The organism is Paenibacillus sp. FSL P2-0173 (genome assembly GCF_038008045.1).
Classification (GTDB): Bacteria; Bacillota; Bacilli; order Paenibacillales; family Paenibacillaceae; genus Paenibacillus; species Paenibacillus polymyxa_B.
The window spans coordinates 204,353-224,968 of the sequence record NZ_JBBOYK010000007.1; the positions used below are offsets into that span (position 1 = coordinate 204,353).

17 protein-coding genes and 1 riboswitch are annotated in these 20,616 nt (G+C 48.8%); of the genes, 9 read left to right on the forward strand and 8 right to left on the reverse strand.

Going from position 1 to position 20,616, the window contains the following annotated elements:
- Window positions 1–10 precede the first annotated feature (10 nt).
- Window positions 11–1,468, forward strand: coding sequence for a glycoside hydrolase family 1 protein (locus tag MKX30_RS25970; protein WP_341063857.1), 1,458 nt, complete (start codon window positions 11–13; stop codon window positions 1,466–1,468).
- A 71-nt stretch (window positions 1,469–1,539) separates the two neighbouring features.
- Here the strand turns inward: MKX30_RS25970 and MKX30_RS25975 are convergent, their stop codons facing one another.
- Window positions 1,540–2,712 (reverse strand): ROK family transcriptional regulator, encoded by a 1,173-nt coding sequence (locus tag MKX30_RS25975; protein ID WP_339200907.1) that lies wholly within the window; start codon window positions 2,710–2,712, stop codon window positions 1,540–1,542.
- 133 nt (window positions 2,713–2,845) lie between these two features.
- On the opposite strand from MKX30_RS25975, the gene xylA reads away from it, so the two are divergent.
- The gene (xylA, locus tag MKX30_RS25980) at window positions 2,846–4,162 is read left to right on the forward strand and encodes a xylose isomerase (protein ID WP_068938249.1); all 1,317 of its coding nucleotides are present in this window, start codon (window positions 2,846–2,848) and stop codon (window positions 4,160–4,162) included.
- A 48-nt stretch (window positions 4,163–4,210) separates the two neighbouring features.
- Entirely contained in the window at window positions 4,211–5,734 is a 1,524-nt protein-coding gene (xylB, locus tag MKX30_RS25985; protein WP_264454533.1) for a xylulokinase, read from the forward strand.
- Between the two features lie 90 nt (window positions 5,735–5,824).
- Here the strand turns inward: xylB and MKX30_RS25990 are convergent, their stop codons facing one another.
- Genes MKX30_RS25990 through MKX30_RS26000 form a run of 3 tightly spaced genes read right to left on the reverse strand, consistent with a single transcriptional unit; the run spans window position 5,825 to window position 8,283 of the window.
- Entirely contained in the window at window positions 5,825–6,001 is a 177-nt protein-coding gene (locus MKX30_RS25990; protein WP_023990309.1) for a FeoB-associated Cys-rich membrane protein, read from the reverse strand.
- 36 nt (window positions 6,002–6,037) lie between these two features.
- Complete coding sequence (gene feoB, locus MKX30_RS25995; protein WP_341056696.1) at window positions 6,038–8,047, reverse strand: ferrous iron transport protein B; 2,010 nt, start codon at window positions 8,045–8,047, stop codon at window positions 6,038–6,040.
- A complete protein-coding gene (locus MKX30_RS26000; RefSeq protein ID WP_016820309.1) occupies window positions 8,038–8,283 on the reverse strand; it encodes a FeoA family protein in 246 nt (81 codons plus the stop codon). Before MKX30_RS26000 ends, feoB begins: the two co-directional genes overlap by 10 nt.
- A gap of 280 nt (window positions 8,284–8,563) precedes the next feature.
- Here MKX30_RS26000 and MKX30_RS26005 point away from each other — a divergent pair, with 280 nt between their 5' ends.
- Both MKX30_RS26005 and MKX30_RS26010 read left to right on the forward strand, forming a co-directional pair.
- Window positions 8,564–9,691: a transglutaminase domain-containing protein gene (locus tag MKX30_RS26005; protein WP_028541832.1), complete on the forward strand. Its 1,128-nt coding sequence runs from the start codon at window positions 8,564–8,566 to the stop codon at window positions 9,689–9,691.
- 47 nt (window positions 9,692–9,738) lie between these two features.
- Window positions 9,739–11,115 carry an MFS transporter gene (locus MKX30_RS26010; protein ID WP_023990306.1) on the forward strand — a complete coding sequence of 459 codons (1,377 nt, stop codon included), beginning with the start codon at window positions 9,739–9,741 and terminating at the stop codon, window positions 11,113–11,115.
- Window positions 11,116–11,233: 118 nt separating this feature from the next.
- Here the strand turns inward: MKX30_RS26010 and MKX30_RS26015 are convergent, their stop codons facing one another.
- The 4 genes from MKX30_RS26015 to MKX30_RS26030 form a co-directional block, all read right to left on the reverse strand.
- Window positions 11,234–12,700 carry an amino acid permease gene (locus MKX30_RS26015; protein WP_023990305.1) on the reverse strand — a complete coding sequence of 489 codons (1,467 nt, stop codon included), beginning with the start codon at window positions 12,698–12,700 and terminating at the stop codon, window positions 11,234–11,236.
- A 134-nt stretch (window positions 12,701–12,834) separates the two neighbouring features.
- A riboswitch (Lysine riboswitch) is annotated at window positions 12,835–13,037 on the reverse strand.
- Between the two features lie 121 nt (window positions 13,038–13,158).
- A complete protein-coding gene (locus tag MKX30_RS26020) occupies window positions 13,159–14,292 on the reverse strand; it encodes a virulence factor (RefSeq protein WP_023990304.1) in 1,134 nt (377 codons plus the stop codon).
- A gap of 328 nt (window positions 14,293–14,620) precedes the next feature.
- A complete protein-coding gene (locus MKX30_RS26025) occupies window positions 14,621–15,853 on the reverse strand; it encodes an MFS transporter (RefSeq protein WP_341063860.1) in 1,233 nt (410 codons plus the stop codon).
- Window positions 15,854–15,943: 90 nt separating this feature from the next.
- Entirely contained in the window at window positions 15,944–16,498 is a 555-nt protein-coding gene (locus MKX30_RS26030; protein ID WP_341063862.1) for a MarR family winged helix-turn-helix transcriptional regulator, read from the reverse strand.
- 351 nt (window positions 16,499–16,849) lie between these two features.
- Here MKX30_RS26030 and MKX30_RS26035 point away from each other — a divergent pair, with 351 nt between their 5' ends.
- From MKX30_RS26035 to MKX30_RS26045, 4 genes are all read left to right on the forward strand, one after another.
- Window positions 16,850–18,196, forward strand: coding sequence for a cytochrome ubiquinol oxidase subunit I (locus MKX30_RS26035; RefSeq protein WP_023990301.1), 1,347 nt, complete (start codon window positions 16,850–16,852; stop codon window positions 18,194–18,196).
- Complete coding sequence (locus tag MKX30_RS26040) at window positions 18,193–19,224, forward strand: cytochrome d ubiquinol oxidase subunit II (RefSeq protein ID WP_341063864.1); 1,032 nt, start codon at window positions 18,193–18,195, stop codon at window positions 19,222–19,224. The genes MKX30_RS26035 and MKX30_RS26040 overlap by 4 nt, the downstream gene beginning before the upstream one ends.
- A 6-nt stretch (window positions 19,225–19,230) precedes the next feature.
- A complete protein-coding gene (gene cydS, locus MKX30_RS27445; RefSeq protein ID WP_007432143.1) occupies window positions 19,231–19,341 on the forward strand; it encodes a cytochrome bd oxidase small subunit CydS in 111 nt (36 codons plus the stop codon).
- A 210-nt stretch (window positions 19,342–19,551) separates the two neighbouring features.
- On the forward strand, window positions 19,552–20,562 hold the full coding sequence (locus MKX30_RS26045; RefSeq protein ID WP_279835137.1) for an MBL fold metallo-hydrolase: 1,011 nt from the start codon (window positions 19,552–19,554) through the stop codon (window positions 20,560–20,562).
- Window positions 20,563–20,616: the final 54 nt, after the last annotated feature.

A 20,616-nucleotide genomic window follows, 5' to 3' on the forward strand; every position in this document is an offset into this window, starting at 1 on the left:
GGAGCTAGAGATGACAGAAATAAAAAGAACATTTCCGAAAGGCTTTTTATGGGGAGGAGCGATAGCCGCAAATCAGGTAGAGGGCGCCTGGAATGTCGATGGTAAAGGGATATCTACAGCAGATATGGCTATTTACAAAAAGAATGTGAGCAAAGCTGATTATAAAAAACACAATTCAATGACTGAGGAGCATATCCAAAAGGCGATGCAGGACACGTCAGATCATGATTATCCCAAACGTCAGGGAATTGATTTTTATCACCGCTATCCCGAAGATTTAGCATTGTTTGGTGAAATGGGATTTAAAACGTTGCGAGTTTCTATTGCTTGGACGCGTATTTTCCCCAACGGAGATGAGGACAAGCCCAACGAGGCTGGACTGCAATTTTATGATCGGCTGTTTGATGAAATGCATAAAAACGGGATAGAGCCACTTGTCACCCTGTCCCATTACGAAATGCCGATGTATCTTGTAAACCATTACGGGGGCTGGACCCAACGGAAAGTTGTAGATTTCTTTATCCATTTTTGTAAGACTGTATTTAAAAGATACCAAAATAAAGTAAAGCACTGGATCACTTTTAATGAAATAGATAGTATCGTGCGCCATCCGTTTACGAGCGGTGGTATTTTACCGGAGCGCTTTGAAAATGTAGAGCTAGCGGTTTATCAGGGTCTGCATCATCAATTTATAGCTAGTGCTCTAGCCGTAAAATACTGTCACGAAATCATTCCAGATTCTAAAATCGGCTGTATGTTAACCCGGCTAACGACGTATCCGCACACCTGTAATCCACAGGATATTCTGGCAGCGTTTAAAGATAATCAGTTCAACTATTTTTTCACGGATGTACAGGTTCGTGGAGCGTATCCCCATTATATGAAACGCTTCTTCCGTGAAAAGGAAATCGTGATTGAAAAGCTCGAGGGTGACGATGAAATTTTGAAGACGCATCCGGTGGATTTCATTTCCTTTAGTTACTATATGTCGTTGGTTGCTAGTGCGGATAGTGAAGGCATGGAAAAAGTCAGTGGGAATACGATTGGCGGCGTTAAAAATCCTTATCTGGAAACGAGTGATTGGGGCTGGCAGGTTGACCCAGTCGGCTTGAGACTCTCTCTGAATGAGCTGTACAGCCGCTATGAAGTACCATTGTTCATTGTAGAAAATGGTTTGGGGGCATACGACAAGGTGGAGGAAGATAGTAGTATTCAGGATGATTACCGTATTGATTACTTCCGTGCACATTTTGAACAAATGCATGAAGCGATTCTAGACGGGGTTGAACTCATGGGCTACACCAGCTGGGGAGCGATCGACTTGGTCAGTTATTCCTCATCTGAAATGGAAAAAAGATACGGATTTATATATGTGGACAAAGACAATGACGGTAATGGGACACTTGAAAGAAAACGAAAAAAGAGTTTCTACTGGTATAAGGATGTTATCTCCAATAACGGGTTGTAAGAAGAGGATTTTGCAAAATCCCGAGAAAAGTGGGCGTACAGGAACTTGAGTGTTCCCGTACGCTTTTTTTCTTATAAAGATACGCGCACACGCCCGAGAAAAGGAGCTGTTGCTGCATAGGCGGCACCTAGCATCGTCGAACGGCTGCCAAGCGTGGAGAAACGGATCTGTAGTTGCCGACGGTGATAGGGCAGAGCACGTTCGTCAATCACTTCACGCATACTTTGCTCCAACCAAGGTCTGGCTTCCGCCAGTGGACCGCCGATGATAAGCATTCCGGGGTTGAGGCTGTTCACAATGTTGGTAATACCCACACCCAAATATCGCCCAATATCACTAAGGACGCTTAATGTACTCGCTTCACCTTGCTGAGCAAACGGCAGTAATTCCGCTGTATTATGTGCAGGCAGTTTCAATGTGGATGCTACATACGCCTTCTCCGAAGCATACAGCTCCCAGCAGCCGCGACTACCGCAGGAGCAGAGCCGTCCGTTCCAATCAATGGTCATATGACCCGTCTCTCCGGCGTACCCCCAAGCTCCTTGATACGGTTTGCCGTCAATGATAATCCCGGCCCCGATCCCGGACCCTGCACTGATGTAGACCAGATCCCGCACCAGCTGTCGGTGATCACCGTCCATACCATAGTACAATTCGCCCTGCGCGCCGACGTTGGCTTCGTTATCCACTACGACGGGCAAACCTAGCTCAGCCTCAAGCTGCTGCCGCAGCGGAACCTCTTCCCAGCCCAGATTGGGTGCGAACAAAACGGTTCCGGTTTCATCCACCATACCCGGTACCCCCAGCCCAATGCCGACGATACCATGAGGGGAGGGAGGAGTGACCTGCATGAGCTCCTGAACGAGCTTTCGAATCTGTTCCATGATAAAGGCAGGATCATGCTGGGTTAGGGAAAAGGTAAGCTCTGTTTCAATGGTACCTGCCAGATCGGTTAGAGCGCCCTTGATGTACTGTACACTCACCTCAATACCGAGTACAAAGCCTGCACGGCTGTTGAACAGTAGCATCAAAGGCTTACGCCCGCCGCTGGATTCCCCTAATCCCGTCTCATACACAAGTCCATCGGTGATGAGCTCTGCCACCAGATTGGAAACGGTGGCCTTGTTTAATCCAGTTTGACTGGATAACTGTGCGCGGGATAGCGGAGCATGAAGGCGAATACGCTCCAGCACAATGGATTTATTCAGCTTTTTGACAAGCGCCTGATCGCCAGTGACATTCATGTTAATTCACTTCCTGTTGGTGTAATTCCTGATATTATATCATAAAAACAAACTTAGTTTAAGCAATAGACAAAGTCTTTTAGCTGTGCTAGAATCGTTTTTGTAAACGTTTACTATAAAGGAGGAACTTATAATGGCTTATTTCGAACAGGTATCTAAAATTAACTTTGAGGGCAAGCAATCCGACAATCCTTTTGCGTTCAAATTTTATAATCCACAGGAAATTGTAGCGGGAAAAACGATGGAGGAGCATTTGCGTTTTAGCATGGCCTATTGGCATACACTGGTTGCAGGCGGCTCTGATCCTTTTGGTGTAGAAACAGCGGAACGTCCATGGTCCAAGTTTACCGGGCTGGATTTGGCGAAGGCACGTGTAGAAGCTGCCTTTGAGCTACTGGATAAGCTGAATTTACCTTATTTTGCTTTCCACGATGTGGATATTGCACCAGAAGGCGCGTCATTGAAGGAATTTTACAGCAATTTGGATACCATCGTGGATCTGATTGAGGAACATATGAAAGCTACGGGGAAAAAACTGCTGTGGAATACGGCGAACATGTTTAGCCATCCACGTTATTTGCATGGAGCTGCCTCGACTTGCAATGCAGATGTATACGCACACGCAGCTGCTCAGATTAAAAAAGGGTTGGAAGTGGGCAAACGTCTGGGCGCGGATAACTATGTTTTCTGGGGAGGCCGTGAAGGCTACGAAACACTGCTGAACACGGATTTGAAGCTGGAGCAGGACAATTTGGGACGAATGTTCCATATGGCCGTAGACTATGCGCGTGAAATCGGCTTTGACGCTCAGTTCCTGATTGAGCCAAAACCGAAGGAGCCAACTAAGCATCAGTATGATTTTGATGCGGCGACGACGATTGCCTTCCTGCAAAAATATGATCTGGATCAGCATTTCAAGCTTAATCTGGAAGCTAATCATGCAACTTTGGCGGGGCATACTTTTGATCATGAAGTACGTGTAGCACGGATTAACGGCATGCTGGGATCACTGGATGCAAATCAGGGAGATTTGCTGCTGGGCTGGGATACGGACGAATTCCCGGTTGATCTGTATGATGCCACACTGACCATGTATGAAGTGCTGCAAAATGAAGGCTTGGGCCGTGGCGGTATCAACTTTGATGCCAAGGTGCGCAGAGCATCATTTGAGCCAGAAGACTTGTTCCTTGCGCACATCGCAGGTATGGATACGTATGCGAAGGGACTGAAGGTAGCCGCCAAACTGATCGAAGATCGTGTGTTTGAAAACTTTATTGAGAAGCGCTACAGCAGCTTTAAAGAAGGTATTGGAGCAGACATCGTATCCGGAAAGGCAACGCTTGCTTCTCTTGCTGAATATGCTTTGGCGAACGAAACACCACGCAAAAACGTATCCGGTCGTCAGGAATATCTGAAAGCAACATTAAATCAATACATTTTAGCTGACTAATGCCAGAACTTATAAGGGCAGTACGATAACAGGGAAGGAGGAACTCCAATGCAGGAGAAGCTAAATCAGGAGCAGGAACGCTATGTCATCGGCGTAGATTTGGGTACCAGCGCGGTCAAAACGGTGCTGGTTAACCGCAAGGGGCAGGTGTCTTATGAAACCTCCCAGTCTTATCCGCTCCATCAGCCGAAGGCGGGGTATAGCGAACAGCACCCTGAGGACTGGGTCAGTGGCACGTTAGCATCACTAAAACAGCTTGTGGAGAAGGCCGGAATCGGCGGCACAGATGCCGTGGACGGTATTAGCTTTTCGGGACAGATGCACGGGCTTGTGCTGACTGACAAGGAAGGCCAAGTGCTTCGTCCGGCTATTCTGTGGAATGACACGCGTACAACAGCACAATGCCGTCGTATTGAAGAAAAGCTCGGATCGGAGCTGCTGAACATCGCACGTAATCGCGCGCTGGAAGGCTTCACGCTGCCCAAGCTGCTGTGGGTGCAGGAGCATGAGCCAGACGTGCTGGCCCGTGCGGCACATTTTATGCTGCCCAAGGATTATGTGCGCTACTGTCTGACAGGAGAGCTGGCGACGGAGTATTCGGATGCGGCGGGCACGCTGCTGCTGGATATTGCGAACAAGCAGTGGAGCGAAGAGATCGCTGCCGCGTTTGACCTACCGTTGTCGCTGTTCCCGCCGCTAGTGGAATCCTTTGATCAGACGGGTACGCTACTGCCGGAGATTGCGGAGCAGAGCGGGCTTTCGCCTGAAACGAAGGTCTTTGCAGGTGGTGCGGACAACGCATGTGGCGCGATTGGCGCCGGCATTTTGAGCGAAGGCCGCACCCTGTGCAGTATCGGCACCTCAGGGGTTGTACTTTCTTATGAGGAACGCAAGGATATTGATGTGCAGGGGAGGGCGCATTTTTTTAATCATAGTGAGCAGGATGCTTATTATATTATGGGGGTTACGCTCGCGGCCGGATACAGCTTGACTTGGTTTAAGGATACCTTTGCACCAGAGCATTCTTTTGATGCACTGTTGACAGATGTGAACTCTATTGAGCCGGGCAGCCAAGGGCTGCTGTTCACGCCTTATATCGTCGGCGAACGTACACCTCATCCAGATGCAACCATTCGAGGCAGCTTTATCGGGATGGATGCGGGGCATAAGCTTGCGCATTTTACACGGGCGGTACTGGAGGGAATTACGTTTTCGCTCAAGGAATCCATTGATATTCTCAGAGGAACGGGCAAAACGGTGAACGAAGTCATTTCCATCGGTGGCGGTGCACGTAATGAAGCATGGCTGCAAATGCAGGCAGATATTTTTAACGCGGATATCATCAAGCTGGAAAGCGAGCAGGGACCTGCCTTGGGGGCGGCCATGCTGGCTGCTTATGGTAGTGGCTGGTTTGAATCTCTGCAAGCGTGTGCTGAAGCTTTTTTGCGTGAAGCAGCGAGATATTCGCCAAACCCGGAACATGTGGCACGGTATGAAGGCCTATACGAACTGTACCGTGAAGTTTACCTGCATACGCGAGAGCTAAGTGAGCATTTGGCAGTATATCGCTGAATACGGTGAGTTTTGAGCGTAAATGAAAAGCGGCTTCGGGTGTAAGAAACCCCCGGAGCCGCTTTTTTTTCATGTGATGATGAGTTTGAATTAAATACTTTTCTCGATTTTCGCATGATCTTCATTCATAGAACTCCCGGCACAGCCAGGACATGACTTGCTCGACGAACACCCCGCACAGGCGCCTTGACGGCTTTTTCGCAAAAATCGTACCAGCACCCACGCACTATAACCGAGGATCGCCAATAAAATGATGATATTGATCATGGAATCCACTTCCTTTTATTTACTGTAGGGCCTGACTTAACCCCAACCTAATAATCTGCCACATTGATAGATCAAGACGGCGATGATATATGCGACGGTCAAAGGATAGATCACAGAAAATGCGGTCCAACGCCACGAAAGGGTTTCTTTACGAATGACCGCTACCGTAGCCAGACACGGAACATACAACAGAATGAACACCATAAAGCTAAAAGAGGCAAGCGGTGTAAAGGCCTGTCTGACTTGTAGTTCAAGTCCCTGCATATCAGGAACGTGGTAAATAATATTCATCGTTGATACGACAACTTCCTTGGCCATAAAGCCCGTGAGCAGAGAAGCACCTGCTTGCCAGGTGCCAAAACCGAGAGGGGCCAGTAATGGAGCGAACCAACCTCCAACGGTGGCAAGCAGGCTGTCATCCATGTCTGCCCCGAAGCCCTGCGGACCGAAATTGGACAAGAGCCAGATGCCAACGGAACCTGCAAGGATAATGGTTCCGGCTTTACGGACGAAGCCTTTGACCTTCTCCCATGTGCTGCGGAATAGTGTAAGAGCCTGCGGCACTCGATAGGGAGGAAGTTCCACGATGAAGAGGGAGGGCTCACCCGACAAAATGGATACTTTGGAAAAAATTTTGGCAAGTATAAGTGAAACGATGATTCCTAACACATACATCAGCATGATGATGCTTGCCGCATGTGTTGGGAAAAACACACCCGCAAACAACGCATATACCGGCAGGCGGGCCGAACATGACATAAAGGGCACCAACAATGTTGTAATGAGACGTTCTCTGGGCTGTTCAATGGTGCGTGCTGCCATAATCGCAGGGACATTGCAGCCAAATCCGATGATGAAGGGAATGAAGCTTTTCCCGTTCAAGCCAACGGCTTGCATCAGGCGATCCATTAGTATCGTGACCCGTGCCATATACCCGGAGTCTTCGATCACTGAAATTATCAGAAATAAAATAGCAATTTGAGGCAGAAAAACAAGCACACCCCCGACTCCAGCCACGATGCCGTCCACGACTAGGCTTTGCGTAAAAGCGGACGCGTTCAAGTGAACGAGTAACTCAGAAATCCAAGTGCTGAGTGTCCCTGAAAAAAATCCATCCAGCATATCTGAAAGGATCGTACCCGCCCAATCGAAGGTGAACTTGAAGGTAGCGTACATCAGCAGCAAAAAGATCGGAATCCCCAGATACCGGTGAGTTAATAGTGCATCCAGCCTATCCGTCAGGCTGTGCGGTCTGAGTTTGGAGGTGTCGAGTGCCTTGGTGCACAGATCAGCAATCCATGCTGTTCGTACAGAACGAATATGCTGAGCAGGGGTGATGGCATGGCCTTCACCGAGAAGTTCTTCCTCGCAACGGTGGATGCGCACAGTTACTTGTTCACGCTGTACCTCATTCGTCATCCATTCCATGACGACAGGATTACCTTCCAGACATTGCAGTGCGGCCCACCGCAGTTGCGGCACAGGTGCATTTGGCAGCAAGTCGCAAATATCGGTAATAGCAGCTTCAACGGCAGGGCCGTAGTCCAATTGAAAAGCATTGGATGTACGTCTTACCTCCCGAAGAGAAGCGAGCATTTGCTTACTTCCACTGCCTGTACGCGCCACCATAGGAATGATGGGAACGTTCAACTGATCGGCTAACAATTCCTTGTTTACACGAAGACCCGTGGCATCGGCTACGTCAGTCATGTTTAAGCCAAGTACAAGCGGACGGCCATACTCCAGTAGTTGTACGGTTAGATAGAGATTACGCTGGAGCTGGGAGGCATCCACAATGTTGATCAGGGCCGTAGGAGGTTCTTCCAGCAAATATCGGGTTGCGACACCTTCATCCAGCGAAAGAGGGAGTAAAGAGTAGGCGCCCGGCAAATCCACCAATACGGCAGACTTGTCACGCAGGATTCCTGTTTTCTTTTCCACTGTGACGCCGGACCAGTTTCCTACTTCTGCATACGTACGAGTCAGCTTGTTGAATAATGAGGTTTTTCCTGTGTTGGGATTACCGAATAGAGCGATCATGTCCATGTTGGAACAACCTCCAGTTGCTTCACTTGATTTTGACGGAGGCCAACCAGCTGGCCGTTGCATTCAATGACGATAGGACCGCCCAATAAACTGATTTTCTTTAATCGTATGATGGAACCTTCGTTGATACCCATATCTGTTAAGCGACGGCGCAATGAGGGATGAAGAGGGGCAAGAGATTGCAAACGCACAGTTTGACCTAATGGTGTACGAAGGAGTGAGATACATTCTGGCATGGTGCTCAGCCTTTCTGATCTAGAATGAGAATCAATATCATTTACTTCCGATGCCAGTACCATATCATGAGGAAACCTAGATTGCTGTGATAAAACTCTCTGTGAACGACAAGTCTGCTCGTTGTCCCATCTGTTATATAGGCGTGTATAATGTCACAACCTGTCTTGAACTACTCCCTTACTCGTCTGCAACCGACAAAACTAGAGCGTTTGGGGCAACTGTTTTTATGGTAAGATATAGCTGTTTACAACTATGCTAAGAAGGGCAGGAACGCTCTGTATGAACAGAAAAATCGGGGTTAGGCTTGTAAAATGTCTGGTTGCGGGTGCAGCGCTGGCTGTGTTGCTGCCGCAGGCTGTGGAGTGGGGTAGCAATGTGTATGCGGCATCGACCAAGCCGGCTCCATCCGTATCATCGCAGCAGCTTCAGAACAAGCTTTTACAGGCAATGGCTACGCGGAGTGAAACGCTGACCTTTACATATCAAGGGCGAGTGAACGGTCTCAAGCAACAATTACAGACGGCCATCCAACAGGCCATGGAGAGCGATCCGTATGTGAATTATACGATCAAAAGCTACGCATTCAGCTATACAGGCACAACGACCTCCGCTCAGGTTACGATTCGTCTAAGCTACCGGGAGACGAAGGAACAGACAGCATATGTGGATAGCACAGTTAAAGCAGTGCTGGGGGATATTATTACGAAGGGAATGACGGATCATGAGAAGGTAAAGGCCATTCATGATTGGATCGTCGTTCGCCTGAAGTATGATGAATCACAGCAAAAGTACACAGCCTATGATGGCCTGAAAACGGGAAGCACAGTCTGTCAGGGTTATTCACTGCTGGCCTATAAAATGCTGGAACGTGCAGGCATTACGAACCGGATTGTGGAAGGAAGAGCAGGGGGCCAGCTGCATGCCTGGAATCTTGTTTTATTAGATGGTCGATGGTATCACATGGATACGACATGGGATGATCCAACCCCGGATCGCGCGAACGAGGTAAGCACTTCATATTATCTGTTGACGGATACCGAAATGCGACGGGATCACTCATGGGTTAAGCCGTATCCTCAGGCGAATACATCGTATCGGGAAACCTTATCAGCACTGGTAGCTACCGGAGGATCAAAGGCTGCTGTGTATCAAAAACTGTACAATACCCTCGAATATCCGCTGCAAGACGGCAAGGGTCTGGTTAAAACATCCGCCGACATTAAGGAACAGGTGCGTAAGATTGTAAATAAGGGAGGGACGACACTTACCTTTGCCTATCAGGGAACGGAGCGAAGTCTCAAGGAGGATTTACAATCCTTATATCAACTCGGTTTAAAATCCATTTCCTATCAGATTACGGATCTAGGAAGTACCGGCAATCTTCGTGTAACCCTGAAATGGACCTAATCATCTTGCTGTAAAAAGCTACATTAACAAAGGAGTATTCTATTTATATGCACAAGCGTTCCTTTACCTACTTGCTTGGCACGCAGACTATGTCCAATGCGGCCGACATTCTTTACATTATGGCACTTGTGTCTCTGGTTTTTCATGAAACGGACTCGATCTTCTCTTCGGTACTCGTCCCGTTGCTGCGAATGGGGGCACAGATGATCAGCGGCTTTTTAGCACCGCTCATTTTGGTCCGATTCCAGCTTCCTTTTATTTTATTCGTTTCTCAGTTCGGGCAATTGGCTTTCTTTGCTGTTCTGCTGGGCCACTTGTGGTCAGCGGGTACGGAGCCGATATGGGTGATGGTGTTTACGTTGGTGGCAGCCATGTCCTTTCTGGACGGATGGACCACGCCTGCGCGTAATGCGCTGATTCCCCGCCTTGCGTCTGGGGAAGGACTCATGCGGGCAAACAGTCTGGTATCGGTCAGCGATCAGACGGTGCAATTAGCGGGGTGGGGGCTTAGTGGTGTGCTCGTAGCCATGCTAGGCTCAGAAAAAACACTACTGGTGGCCGGCGGGCTGTATATGGTAGCAATGATCTTCACCAGCCTGATTCGAGATCCACTAGAGGGCAAAGCCCATTATTTGCTGCAACCTGGAACAAGGGTGCGAGGTGGAGATGTCTCAGTTTCCGAAGCTGTAACTGAGTCCGGGCAAGGGCATCATGACTTGCCTCCTGCACGGTTGGAAGATACACTGTATGGCCCGGAATCAGAGAGCACCGCACTACCTCCCAAACGTAAAAAGGAAATACTCCGTGAAGGCTGGAGCCTCATCGGAGCCAGTCGCAGACTGAAAGCTCTTATTTTTATGGATATGATTGACCTTCTAGGGGGTTCGGTTTGGGTAGGCGCGTTCACGCTTGCTTTCGCTCAGCAGGTTTTGCACAAGAGCGAGGCATGGTGGGGATACATCAATGCAGCGTATTTTGCAGGAGCGATTGGCGGCGGCATCGTTGTTCTCGCCTGCGTCAAGCATTTGCAGCGCAGACTGCTGCCCGCCATGTTGGCGGGGATGGCAGGCTACGGGCTGCTGACAGCGTGGTATGCACTGAACACATTACCGCCACTGACGCTACTTATCGTGTTGTTGATGGGACTACCTGCGGAAATGTCCGTCGTATCCCGCCGCACGATGATGCAAATGAGTGTGTCCGTACATGATTTGCCCAAGGTGCTGTCTGCCCAGGCCACACTGACAAGTTTGACCTTTTGTATATCGCTGCTGTTAATGGGCTGGATTGCAGATCATCTGGGCATCGTTAATTTGTATTTGTTTTCTGCAGTGCTGACGCTGATTGCTGTTATATACGGTATTTTTAGTCGTCGTGCCTTATCCATGTCTTTGTCAGCTTCATTGGAACCTTCCTCCAAATAAACAGAAAAAGCCCGTCTCCGGGCATATACAGGTGAAAATGCGGATAAACGGTCTTGGACCAGGTTTACCAGCGTGTTTTTCCTGATATGTGGAGACGGGCTTTTTTTACTGTTTTCTATTATTTATCCGAAGAAGCATCTGGACTCAAATCACATTCTTTTAACGGAACGATTTTAGTACGTTTGGTCCATTTGTAGCCGAGCCACAGCAAAAGGAACAGCGGCACACTCATATACGTAGCGATCATCGTTTTCCAGTCAATCTCCTGTCCGGTGAAGGCATCCGCCCCTTGCCCGATAATGACAATGATACACAGAGCGAAGGCGAACAACGGCCCAAACGGGAACCAGCGGGCTTTGTATGGCAGCTCACTTAGACTGTGACCTTGTGCAGTAAAGGCACGGCGGAAACGATAATGGCTGACCGCAATCCCGACCCACGTAATAAATCCACACATTCCGGAGGCATTCAGCAGCCAGTTATAGACTACACCGTCTCCATACAGAGAGGCGAGAAAGGCCAGCATACCGACAGCGGTCGTGATCAGCAGCGCGTTCATAGGAATGCCGCGTCTATTGATATGTCCGAGGAAACGCGGGGCTTTACCTTCCCGTGCCAAAGCGTACAGTACCCGAGTTGCCGCGTACATACCCGAGTTACCTGCCGACAATACGGAAGTCAAAATAACGGCGTTCATAACAGAAGCAGCAATCGCAAGCCCTGCTTTTTCAAATACGAGCGTGAACGGGCTGACCCCGATGTCACTGATGTCTCCCCGCAGCAGATTCGGATTGGTGTACGGAATGATCAATCCAATCACGAGAATCGCGAGAATATAAAAGAACAGGATGCGCCAAAAGATTTGACGGATGGCGCGCGGCACATTTTCACGCGGATTTTCGCTCTCTCCAGCGGCTACCCCAATCAGCTCCGTTCCCTGAAAGGAAAAGCCCGCTGCCATGAATACGCCCAATACAGCAAAGAATCCGCCATGGAACGGGGCGTCTCCTACCGTGAAGTTGGCAAAGCCGATCGCAGGGCCACCCATAATGCCAAAGATCATCAGCACACCTACAGTCAAAAAGATGACGACGGTCACAATTTTAATCATGGCGAACCAGTATTCAGACTCACCGTAGCCTTTGACGGTCAACGCGTTGAGCGCGAAGATTACGGCTAGGAATAACAGGCTCCACCAGGCAGAGTGGCTTTCCGGGAACCAGTATTTGATGAGCACGGTCGCTGCTGCCAATTCGGCAGCAATCGTCACTGCCCAGTTGTACCAGAAGTTCCATCCCATGGCGAAACCAAAAGCCGGATCGACGAAGCGACCTGCATAGGTGTTAAAAGAGCCAGATTCAGGCATAAATGTAGCCAACTCACCGAGGCTGGTCATAAGGAAGTAGACCATGAGACCAACTGCTGCATAAGCCAGCAGGGCACCACCGGGTCCAGCTTCGGCAACCGCGCCTCCACTGGCGAGGAACAGGCCTGTTCCGATAGAGCCGCCGAGGGCGATCATCGTCATATGGCGGGCTTTGAGACTTTTACGCAAGGTTGCGTCAGGTGTTGCTTTGTGTTGCACGTTCAAACACTCCTTCATGAAATTGTATTTCATGTCAGGGCAAGAGCCAGAAGGAGGGGGAGTATATAAATCAAAAAACCGCAGGGAATACGCCTGCGGTCTTGTCTATGCATTCCGCACCATACCTTCTTCTATAACAAGATAGCTCAACACACGTGTCTGTGTTAGGACAGCGTGTGACAGTTCTGCTCCTTTCGGTTAGCAGCCCCAGCATTCGGAGTATTTACAAAGAGTCAGCTCCGCATACTTCGGCGGGTGTACCTTTCCACTGGAATCTCAGACGGCTCTTATCGTCTCCTCCGGTGTACTGATTACATCCGCGACCTCTACCTCATCATAAAACAGGGTTGATGAGGTGTATGACATGATATTTTATTGTATAGCGAACTACAGTATATCGTACCTGTACATCTTCTGACAATCTACAATTTTTTGAAAATCACTCGTAGAATCTTAAATTAAGAGTTCCGCTTGGCCATCTGCTGCCAAACCGTTCCCGCGGCTTGTTCGCCTGATTCGATGCGCTCCAGCGCCATTTTAGCCTGTAGACTAACCTCGAATTCGGGATCATCGACGGCCTTCTCCAGCGCATCACGCGCATCCTCGGTTCCAACCTCGTATAAAAAACGTGCCGCCCGCCAGCGCACCAACTTGCTGCTATCCGACAGGGCTCCGATCATTGCGCTGGTAGCGACCGGGTCGCCGATGTCCGACAACGTGTCGCCTGCGGTGCGGCGTACTGCCGCTGAAGGATCGCGCAGTGCCTCGGCTAGCAGATCCATCGCCTCCGGTGAGCGAATATCGCCCAGATAGACGACGCCCAGCCGCCGCAGCTGCATTTTGTCGTCATGCAGCGCTTGCCGGATAAGCGGCAAATGCTCGGGCGTCGGTTCCAGCCGATCCAGCGCAGCGTAGCGTGTGCGCCAATCCTCGTGCTGCAGGGCCTGCCCCAACTCGGCATCGCTCCACTCGCGGCGTTCCTCCACGAATTCGCTGTTGTTTGCGCCGTGGGCAATCGCCTGTTGGATAATCTGCTCCAGCCGCTCTTGCGGAAAGGCAGCTTCCAGTTCCTGCTCGACCTCGCGTGCAATGTCCGGCAGTTCACCATAGCGGACGCCGTAATCACTCAGCTTGCGTTCCTTAATCAGCGTTGCACTCGCTACACGGGTAACGGCTTGCACAAAGCGGTCGGACAAGGAAATTCGTTCCTCCTGCTGCCCCGCCTTGACTCGAATTTGCATAGGAATGCCGCGAAAAAATTGCACAAAGACCTGTGCCTCGCCAAATGCTTCTCCAGAGGTTTCCTCTGGCAAATCCCAATTGGCGTCAGCGCCTTCCTCGCCTAGCCGATCCCGGACTTGACCCAAAATAGTGGACCAGTCTGCATTCCCTTTGCGGTCAAGGGCTACAAAGTCGGTCGTGTGAAACACGCTTTTGACCCCTTCAATGCCCAGCATGCGCCGGATAAATGGAGGAGCGGAACGCTCATTGTCCCGTGTATATGTTCTGCGGATACCCGCTTCCAGTCGCTCATCCAGATGCAGCATCATGGTGTTCGGACTGGGAGTTGGCTCAATAGATGTTATTTTCATAGCTCAGTACAGCCTCCTGTCAAAAGTTCTCCCTATATAGCTTATCTGTATTGTAACTCATTCTGCGAATGTCTCCAAAGAGAAGTTCGTGTTTATGAGGAAAACACAATGACATATCTCACACTAACTCACGTAAACATGGCTGATGAATATGGAGGTTTTTTTAATAAAAACAGGATGCTATATAAGCCGAACTCGAAAAATTAACATGAAAACGGAGTAGGTGGAATGGTGCTGTACAAGCGTAGCGGTGGCGATGGGAAGCACCATCCGACTGCGCAGTGGCGCTATAGGTAGCTTTTAAGTTTGGTTTATAGTTTGATGCTGTCTATGCATTCCGCTTCAGCGGATCGTTCTGGTGGCTGCGAATGAGCAGGGAGGCGATAAAGCCTAGAGACAGAACAGCTGCCAGCAGCATAAATGTAGTTGTCTGATTACCGCCATTATCCATCAAGCGAATGGAAAGCACAGGAGCTAGACTTGTACCGGCAAACAGGATGAAGGTATATAGTGAGACAGCTATAGCCCTCGCTGCACCGCCGAGCTGACCGACGATTGCTATGAGTGAAGGAACACTCAGGGCAATGCCGCTGACAAAGCATACACTCAATACCACGATAGTCATAAGAGAGTGTGTCATTCCCATCAGCGCCAAACTCAGAATGGAAAGAATAAGAGCTGTACGTAATATAAGGTGCACACCGTATTTCTGGGCTAGCTTTCCGGCGAATGGTGAAAGGAGCATGCCGATGATACCAGCGGATCTGACATAAAGCATCTGTCGGCTATTCAGGCCAAATTCAGGGCCGCCAAGATAGCTACCCAAAACCGTATACATGCTCACAAAGGACATCAGGAGAACAAAAGCAACTATGTAGCTTAACCATAAAGGATACGAGCGCAGAACGGCCCCCAACTGACTGAAAGCTGACCAAATGCGAACACCTCGTTGAGGGGAGGGGGTTTTAGGCAGGAAAAAAAGGACAATTAGGAAGGTAATTGCATATAAAATGCCTAGCATCCGAAATACCGTATTCCACCCCATTTGCTCGCTAATGACAATACTAAATACCTGACCAGCGATACCTGCTACTAGAAAACCGGTGCTGATAAAGCCGATAGCCGTTACCCGTTTTTCGGTCGGGAACATATCGACAGCGTATGCAAGAGCAACGGGAGAAAAGGTGGCCGCAGCTAAACCCTGAAGCAAGCGCAGTGTAACTAATACAGAATACTGACTGGTTAAGCTGAGGGATAACGAAATAATCGTTAATGCGAGCAGTCCGGTGACGATAACCTGCTTTCGTCCAAAGCGGTCAGACAATCCACCATAAACAAGACATCCCGCCGCAAAGCCTAAGGAAAAGATACTGCCCGGCAGGGCTGCTTCAGCAAGTGTTTTTCCAAACACTTTAGCAAAAAGAGGGACCAAAGGGATCGTCACATACAGGCTGGACATAACGGCAACCGCTGACCAGCATAGGATTACAGTCATCCATGCATAAGGGAGAGCCACATTTTCTTTCTGTATAACGGTATGATTGGTTCGTAATTTACTCATCAATTGAACACTCCTTGATCATAAAATAAGCAGCTTGTTGATACGCGCAATTAAATATATTAGACAACCTAATTATATGTTTAAAAAAATTTATCTGCCCACCCCCAATCTGCCTTCCATATGATGATGGATTTTTTCTATAATCCGCGAAAAAACGACCTGCTCCTCTGGCTCCAAAATACTCGCTAGAGAAGCACAGGAAGACCAAAATACAGGGAGCACCTGCTGTACAAGATGAGTCCCCGCTTCTGTAATGCGTACATGAATTTTGCGTCGATCTGTAGAATTATGTTCTCTGATAATCCATCCTCGTTGCTCTGTCCAGTCCAAGATCGATGTAACAGATGCACGACGGATTCCCAGACGGTCGGCAATCATAGAGGGGCTCATCTGAGCCTGAGATTGGTGCAGTGTCAACAGCAACAACAGATCTAGCTTACTCTCTGTGAGGCCGTAGGCAGATAGATCTAGATCGATCGCGTCCAGCACGTTATCACCCGTCCACAGCAAGAAGAGACCAATGCGGGCAAGTTGTCGGTCCGTTCCTGCAAGGGCAGTTTGATCCATTAACTCCAGATAAGGTTCTGGACCCAGACGGGGAAGGGGTTGCTGGATGGTGTCCCGCTTACTTTGTTTTGGTGGCATAAGTTCACTCTTTTCATATAATTAGGTTATCTAACTATATATCAATATAACGTATTGAAATGCATAAGACAATATCTAAAAAGAAATACGGCTACATTCAATGTATAAGCAGGGTTAAAACTCGGAAGAATGAACCAAACTGTGAATAGGTTACCAAAATGCGCCAATAGATAAGTGAAGGAGGCGTTCCTATGTTCCGCAAGCAGGAAAGAACGCTCATTATTGTATGTATAGTAATTGCGGCCATTATGCTATATGCCGTAATTAAAAGCATAGCTCGCTTGACTCCTTAGTTGGTAATCCAGAGTGATCCGCGATGTTTAAAATGTGAAATGAAGGAGTGAAACCCATTTGTCTTCATTGGACCCTGTATTGCTAAGCCGGATGCTGACCGGAATTACCCTGTTTGTTCATATCGTATTTGCATCCATCGGCGTTGGCGTACCCTTAATGATTGCACTAGCAGAATGGCGTGGGCTGCGAACCGGTGATCCGCATTATACACTGCTGGCCCGACGGTGGGCGCGAGGGTTTGTCATTACTGTTGCCGTGGGTGTCGTTACAGGCACCTCCATTGGTCTACAGCTCAGCTTGCTTTGGCCCACCTTTATGCGGGTGGCTGGACAAGCGATTGCGCTGCCTCTGTTTTTGGAGACGTTTGCTTTTTTCATCGAAGCTATATTCCTGGGCATCTACTTGTATACCTGGGATCGGTTTAAAAGCAAATATTTTCACCTGATGCTGCTCATCCCGGTAGCGATTGCCTCATCTGCATCAGCGGTTTTTATTACGACTGTGAACTCGTTCATGAACCAACCTCAAGGCTTTACACTCAAAAATGGAGTCATGACTGATATTCATCCCATCCAGGCCATGCTAAATCCGGCTACCCCGACTAAAGTTTCTCATGTACTGGCTTCTTCGTATACATTGAGCGCTGGGGTGCTGATGGGACTGGCGGCTTACAGCATGCTGAGGGGACGTAATCACCCTTATTTCAAAAAGGCGCTGAAGCTGACTGCCACCTGTACCATTGTGTTTGCCATCAGTACCGTGATGATTGGAGACGCATCCGGTAAATTTCTGGCCAAATATCAGCCAGAGAAGCTGGCCGCCGCCGAATGGCATTTTGATACGATGACGCACGCGCCCTTCGTATATGGCGGATATATGGATAAGAACGGTGAAATCAAGTATGCGCTGAAAGTGCCTTATGCACTTAGTGTATTGGCCGGGAACCTGCCCAGTACGGAGGTCAAGGGCTTAAATGATTATCCCGTAGATGAGCGTCCGCCACTGTCTATCCATTATATGTTTGACCTCAAAATCACTACAGGGGTGCTGATTCTCGTCATTCCACTGTTATATCTGATCCGCAAGCGTTTGCCAGGTCGCAAACCATACCCCAGATGGCTGCTGTTGGCGCTCATTTTGGTGGGGCCGATGGCGATGGTAGCTATTGAACTCGGATGGATGTTTGCGGAGGTCGGTAGACAGCCGTGGATTTTACGCGGATATATGAAAGTCTCCGAAGCAGCGACCACTTCTACGAGTGTCGGGTGGATGCTGGTGCTGTTTGTTATTTTGTATCTGGTGTTGTGTTTCTCGGCCATTAAGGTACTCAGCAAGCTATTCCGCAATAAGGATGCGGTAGAAGAGATAAGGCAGCTGGGCCTGGAAGGGGCTGAAGGCAAGTGAGCTATGAGATTGTAGGTATCGCCATTTTGTGGACGTTCCTGTTCGGATATTTGCTTGTGGCATCCATTGATTTTGGTGCAGGGTTTTTCAGCTTTTACAGTGTGTTAACAGGCCACCAGAACAAAATCCACAATATCATTCAACGGTATCTGTCCCCGGTGTGGGAGGTAACAAACGTATTTCTCATCTTTTTTGTGGTGGGATTAAACGGGTTCTTCCCGGATGCGGCATATTACTATGGTACGGCGTTACTCGTTCCCGGCAGTATTGCGATTGTGCTTCTTGCCATCCGAGGAGTGTATTATGCATACAATACGTATGGGCATTCCGGTAAAAATAATATCGTCTACATGGCGTTATACGGTGCGACAGGGTTGCTGATTCCGGCGGCACTATCCACGGTTCTTGCCATTTCGGAAGGCGGCATTATTGTAGAAAACAGCACAGGTGTTCATCTGCAATGGGGCCAGCTATTAAGAAACCCCTACACGTGGGCGGTTATTATTCTGGCGCTGGTGAGTGTATTGTATATCTCGGCGATGTTTTTGTCCTTTTATGCCAAAAGGGCAGGGGACAAGGTTGCTTTCGAAATCGTACGAGGGTACGCGTTGCTCTGGAGTGCTCCTACGATTTTGGCGAGTCTGCTCGCATTTTTTCAGATTAACAAACAAAATCCAGATCATTTTACCAATATGCTGAACATAGCCTGGATGTTTGTTGCATCCTTCATATGCTTTGCGGGAGCAGTTTATCTGGTATGGCAGCGGCGGCATCTAGGGGTTTCATTCATATTGGTGATGCTGCAATTTGCATTTGCCTGGTATGGCTACGGCCGCTCGCATCTCCCGTATGTTCTGTATCCCTACATTAATGTCTACGACAGCTTTACAAATTCTACGATGGCGTATGCATTGATTACGGCGTTTGTTGCGGGTCTGCTGGTGCTGATCCCTTCGCTAATCCTGATATTAAGATTGTTTCTGTTCGATGCAAAATATGTGCGCGGACATGAAGGGAAGAAAGGGTGAGTTAGAGTGGCTGCTTTCGAGCATTTTACGATTATGTACGAGTCACCTATCATTATTGTCGTGGCGATTGTGTTTTTGTTTATTTATTCGGCACGCTTTAAAAATCCACAAGACTGACAACAACAGGTGGAACAGGCCTTCCTGATTGATTCGGGAGGTCTGTTTTTGCTGTTTATCGCAGAATTTCCTTTACAGACGTGATTGAATTATACTTTACATATATCAGGATGTTGCATCATTTTATGTTCACACTCGAGTGACAATATATAGTTAAATTGAACCGCTGCGTTTCTTGGAGAACGGGTTCATCAGGGAGGGAGCTGCATCATGCCCAAAGTTCGTTTTAACAATATGGATCATGTAAATACCGATAAAACAATCAAGCAATTCAGACAATGGCGGCAGGAGCGACGCAGCAAAATAAAGGATTATACGTTCGTTGTGCCGAACCATCCCCCGGAGCTGGAATTTCTGCATAGCAATCGGGAGATGGCGACAGCGACCTGGGTGGGACATTCCACCTTTTTCATCCAGTATCTTGGGCTGAATATCGTCACCGATCCGGTATGGGCAGAGCGTATGGCTTTTGATAAAAGGTTGGCTCCGCCCGGCATTCGTATTCAGGATGTACCACCACTGGACATCATTCTGCTGTCTCATTCACATTATGATCATTTACATTTAGAATCGTTGCGGAAATTATATCGTGCAGATACGCTGATGCTCGTACCCACGGGGTTAAAGGCGAAAATGATCCGCAAAGGTTTTCGTAACTGTCATGAGCTGCAATGGTGGGAGCATTTTACGGTAGGAGGGGTGCGATTTACGTTTGTTCCAGCCCAGCATTGGACACGACGCACGCCGTTTGATACGAACACTTCGCATTGGGGGGGATACGTTCTGCAAAATGAGCAGCAGGTGATTGGCTCTGCCACGTCCGTCACGGAACCTCATCCTCATTCGAATACAGATTCAGAGCATACACCGACGTTGTATTTTGTGGGAGACACTGGATATTTTCGTGGGTTTAAGGAGATTGGCGAGCGCTTTGCCATTGACCTGACCTTTATGCCGATTGGTGCGTATGAACCGGAATGGTTCATGACCTCGCAGCATGTGACACCGGAGGAGGCATTGCAAGGGTTTGTAGATTGCGGCGCAGATCAGATGATTCCGATGCACTACGGAGCCTTCAAGCTAGCGGATGATACGCCAAGAGAGGCGCTGGATCGGCTCGAAGCGGAGCGTGAGCGTAGGGGTATTGCGAAGGAACGCATTCATGTTCTGGGGCACGGAGAGACGCTGAAAATTGGACGTCGCTGCTCCACTACAATTTGAGGAATTCGACATAATCCTTATAGAAAAAGCGACTCTGCGGACAATTGATGTTGT